The sequence below is a fragment of the Bartonella sp. AA56HLJMS genome (assembly GCF_042197145.1).
In the GTDB taxonomy this organism is placed as follows: domain Bacteria; phylum Pseudomonadota; class Alphaproteobacteria; order Rhizobiales; family Rhizobiaceae; genus Bartonella.
The window spans coordinates 1-4202 of record NZ_JBHIRL010000043.1 but is presented as its reverse complement, the minus strand read 5'-3'; the positions used below and the strand labels follow the sequence as shown (position 1 = coordinate 4202).

At 44.6% G+C, this 4202-nt stretch carries 5 protein-coding genes and 1 pseudogene; all 6 read left to right on the top strand.

Translation table 11 applies throughout. The features are described 5' to 3' along the window. On the top strand, window positions 1-498 hold a 498-nt coding region (locus tag ACFINI_RS09395; protein WP_375647987.1), incomplete at its 5' end, for a lytic transglycosylase. Between the two features lie 12 nt (window positions 499-510). Then, window positions 511-1515 (top strand): phage tail protein, encoded by a 1005-nt coding sequence (locus ACFINI_RS09390; RefSeq protein ID WP_375621735.1) that lies wholly within the window; start codon window positions 511-513, stop codon window positions 1513-1515. 8 nt (window positions 1516-1523) lie between these two features. Then, window positions 1524-2537, top strand: coding sequence for a phage tail protein (locus ACFINI_RS09385; protein WP_375647986.1), 1014 nt, complete (start codon window positions 1524-1526; stop codon window positions 2535-2537). A 7-nt stretch (window positions 2538-2544) separates the two neighbouring features. Then, window positions 2545-3678: a phage tail protein gene (locus tag ACFINI_RS09380; protein WP_375647985.1), complete on the top strand. Its 1134-nt coding sequence runs from the start codon at window positions 2545-2547 to the stop codon at window positions 3676-3678. Window positions 3679-3687: 9 nt separating this feature from the next. After that, window positions 3688-3921, top strand: a complete 234-nt coding sequence (locus tag ACFINI_RS09375) for a hypothetical protein (RefSeq protein WP_375611072.1) — start codon at window positions 3688-3690, stop codon at window positions 3919-3921. A 21-nt stretch (window positions 3922-3942) separates the two neighbouring features. Then, window positions 3943-4202 (top strand): annotated as a pseudogene (locus ACFINI_RS09370) (hypothetical protein); the annotation flags it as partial.

Here is a 4202-nt window from a genome sequence, read left to right as displayed (position 1 = left end):
CAATTTATAGACAGTACCGCCAAGCAATATGGTTTGCAAGACCGTTTTGACCCCATGCAAGCGGCAGATGCCATGGGGCGGTTGACGCTTGATAATCGCAATCATTTAAGCCGCCTGTTGGGAAGAGCCCCTAGTGAAGCGGAATTGTATTTAGCCCATCAACAAGGAGCAGGAGGAGCCGCGCGGCTTCTTCAAAATCCCCATGCCAATGCGGCGCAAATTGTTGGGAGCAATGCGGTTGGCTTGAATGGTGGAAACAACGCTATGCGTGCAAGTGATTTTGTCAACCGTGTATTACAGATGTATGGGGGGCAGCCTCATAGAGCAAGTCCTACAGCGCAGGGTGGCATTAGAAATAGAGACAACTTGTTAGAGGTTTTAAGGGCATTATTAGCATCACAAGAAGAGGCTTCGGAAGAAGAAGAGAGTGATGATGATGATAATCCTTTGATGACGCAATTCATGCGGGCGTTTTACGGACCATTTTACAGAAGCTAGGATTCACGAGAAATGTCAACGATTTATGATTGGTCGCTTAGAGCGGCGGATAATACGCGTTCTGATAATTTGATTGATTGGTCCGAAGGACAGCATCCTAGCAGTGTGAATACGAGCGCCCGTGTGATGATGCAGCGCATAAAGGAATACTTGTCAGACACGGGTGGAGAGCTTGAAGGCATTGTTACAAATGATCCTGTCCAACAAACGAGTGTGATAAGACTTGCAAGCACTTCACAGTTTTTAGAGTATAAGAATGGTATCGTTTTGCGCTTTATGGCTATGGGTAAGAATGTTGGAGCGACCACGATTGTCTTAAATGCTTTAGATGGCAAGCCGGTTTATAAGGCAACGGAATTAGGCATCAGTGCATTATCAGGAGGGGAAATCCAACAAGGGTGCATTTATACATTGTTTTATAATGGAGATCATTGGCATCTTGTTAATCCTACCCCACTCCCTTTAGAAGAAGAAGAAAGCAGTCTTTATCCCACGGGTTTTATAGGAACGTTTGGAATGCGCGGGATTCCAAAGGATTGGTTAATTTGCGATGGGAAGGCTTATTTGCGTCGTGATTATGGTGATTTATTTGAGACGATAGGAACGGTTTGGGGAGAGGGTGATGGCGCCACGACATTTAATGTTCCCGATTTTCGAGGGATGTTTTTACGAGGGCTTGATGGAGGGCGCAATATTGATGAGGGGCGTTCTTTTGCAAGTGTGCAAACAGATTTAATCGAGTCGCATCAACATCAAGGACAGAGCCTTTCGATGTCTCATTTTACCAGCAACGAAAACTTTTGGGATGGGAATACGACGGATGTGTTGGGCTATCGTCTAGGCTTGTTTGGGGGGAGCTCTCTAGCGAATTTTATGGGCATAGAGCGTGAGAATTTAGGGGGCTACATTGTAAGTTCTCATACTCTTGATGAGAACCAAGAGGTTGTTTTGGAGAGCACTGGTGAAGGCGAGACGCGTCCAGTTAATGTGAGTGTTCTGTTTGCGATTAAGACATGAGGTGTAAGATGTCGACGATCTATGATTGGTCTTTAAATGCCTCCTTGAATGCCTATTGTGATGATTTGATTGATTGGTCAAAAGGACAACGTCCTAGTAGTCTGAATAATAGTGCTCGTGTGATGATGCAACGTGTGCGTGAGTATTTATCGGATACGAGTGGTGTGATTGAAAGCATTTTTACGGTTGATGCTGAACACCAGACGACGTTGATAAGACTTCAAAGCCAATCGCAATTTTTAGAGTATAAGAATGGGATATCAATTTATTTTAAAGCGAAGGGCAAGAATGTTGGGGAAACCGCAATTGCCTTAAATGATTTGGCGGCTAAACCTGTTTACAAGGCGACGGAATTAGGTCTCCGTGTTTTATCGGGAGGCGAGCTTCAAAGGGGGTGCATTTATAGCTTGGTTTATAGGGATCATGCTTGGCAAGTTTTAAATCCTACGCCTCTCTCTTTATCGCAAGAGCCGGTTATCCCTGTTTATCCACCAGGGACGATAGGGATTTTTGGGATGCAAGTTTTGCCAGATGGCTGGTTACCATGTGATGGGAAGGCTTATTTGCGTAGTGATTATCCTGCTCTTTATGAAGCGATAGGGATCAGGTGGGGAGGCGCTGATAGTTGGACGAAGTTTAATGTTCCCGATTTGCGTGGTGTTTTTTTACGAGGTGTTGATGATGACCGCGAGATAGACCGCTTTCGTTATCTTGGCACTTTACAAAATGACGCAATGAGAAAGCATGACCATGGGGGTCAATCCTTTACGATTTTGAATGATGAAAATCAGGAAGAGAGTTGGCATGGTGATATGACAATCATCTGGGGATATGTGTTGAATGACCAGCAAAGATTGAAGCTTGCTGAACGTTTGGGCGTGAGAGCAGAGGATATACGCGTGCACCATAAGCTCGCCTTTCCCCATTCCCACCTTCACATGCGTGATGTTGCATTGGCAAGTTCAGGTATAAGTGAGACGCGCCCGATTAATATGAGTGTTGTGTTTGGAATCAAGACGTGAGGTTTAGATGTCCACGATTTATGATTGGTCTTTAACAGCATCTGAGAATGGTGGTGCTGATGCTTTAATTAATTGGTCAGAGGGACAGCACCCTAACACGGTTAATAATAGCGCTCGTTTTATGATGCAACGGGTAAGTGAGTATTTATCGGATACGGGGGGTGTGCTTGAAGGGATTGTGACGGTTGATAATAACCAAAAGACGAGCGTGATAAGGCTTCTAAGTCAATCGGCATTTTTAGAGTATAAGAATGGCATATCGGTTTGTTTTAAAGCGAAGGGCAAGAATGTTGGGGCGACAACAATTGCTTTAAATAATTTAGCCGGTAAGCCCGTTTATAAGGCAACAGAAACCGGTTTATTAGCCTTATCGGGAGGAGAGATACAAGATGGCTGTCTTTATACGCTTGTGTATGATGAAGAGCTTACGGGTTGGCAAGTTCTCAACCCGACAAGGGGCAAAGTTTCTTCCTTAAAACGTTTACCTTCCGGTCTGATAGGACCGTTTGCAATGGAGCGCTTGCCGGATGGTTGGTTGCCATGTGATGGAAGTGCTTATTCACGGTATGTTTATTGGGATTTATTTTCTGCGATAGGAACGACGTGGGGAGAAGGAGATGGCGCCACGACGTTTAATGTTCCCGATTTTCGGGGGCTATTTTTACGGGGACTTGATAATGAACGCAATTTAGACCCTTGGCGTTCTTTTGCAAGTATACAACCCTGTTCTTTAAAAGCGCATGAGCATTTTATAGGTCCAGCGTCATCAGAAGGTCTTTCTTCTCGAAAAAAACGGGATGTTTCTTCTTCTGAAGCTCACTTGCAAAGGCGCAAGAGAGCTATAGACGAAGAGTGTGTAGGTTTGAGTGGGGATGCTTTGGACAAGTGTAATCAAGAATTTGACCAAATAGCAGGAAGTCCACAGGTAGAGACTCCCTTTTGGTTTACAGAAAAAGACAAGCCGCCGCGTTTACCTTGGTTTATCAGGAGCCCCTTTGCTAATTTTTTATATTATTCAACGCCTATAACAGAAGGTCTGAATGACAGAGAGCATCATGAACATCATCTCATGGCAGAGAGGGTTGGTGGTGTTGAAACGCGCCCCGTTAATGTGAGTGTAATTTATGGGATCAAGACATGAGGAGTTGAAATGTCATTAAAACCGTTTGCGATATCAGAGATTAGCGACCCGTCTCAAGTACGGGTCGTTTTGTATTCTGGGGGAGGTTTTGTGCATGCGCCGCTTACTGGCGTTTTTGATTTACTGAAAGCCGCTTTGAAAACAGAGCTTGATGGTTCACTGAAAGATTTAGAGAAGCGCTTAGAGACCTTAAGAGAAGAGTTTGAAGATTTGAAAGAGTGTTCATTAGACGAAGTGCTCTGAATGATGTGAGGACGAAAACAGATGAAGATACCCGATCATGAACATGAATATTTGATACCTGTTGCAACGAAAGAGGAAATCAGAGAAGGGACTTCGCAAGACAGCGTTGTTGTTCCGAAGCTTTTAGGGACGGCCTCTTTGTATTCGTATGAAACCTTTGCGCCGTTAGAGCAGGTTGTTAATGCAAGACAAGAAGCAGAAAAAGCCATGTCGCGTGCGAATGGCGCGCAACAGGTTGCAGAAGAATCGAAGAGGGTTTCGGAACAAGCGCTTAGCGAAGT

Excerpts from the sequence above, each read along its gene's own strand:
- ACFINI_RS09390 (WP_375621735.1), top strand. The coding sequence starts at position 511 with ATGTCAACGATTTATGATTGGTCGCTTAGAGCGGCGGATAATACGCGT.
- ACFINI_RS09385 (WP_375647986.1), top strand. The coding sequence starts at position 1,524 with ATGTCGACGATCTATGATTGGTCTTTAAATGCCTCCTTGAATGCCTAT.
- ACFINI_RS09380 (WP_375647985.1), top strand. The coding sequence starts at position 2,545 with ATGTCCACGATTTATGATTGGTCTTTAACAGCATCTGAGAATGGTGGT.
- ACFINI_RS09375 (WP_375611072.1), top strand. The coding sequence starts at position 3,688 with ATGTCATTAAAACCGTTTGCGATATCAGAGATTAGCGACCCGTCTCAA.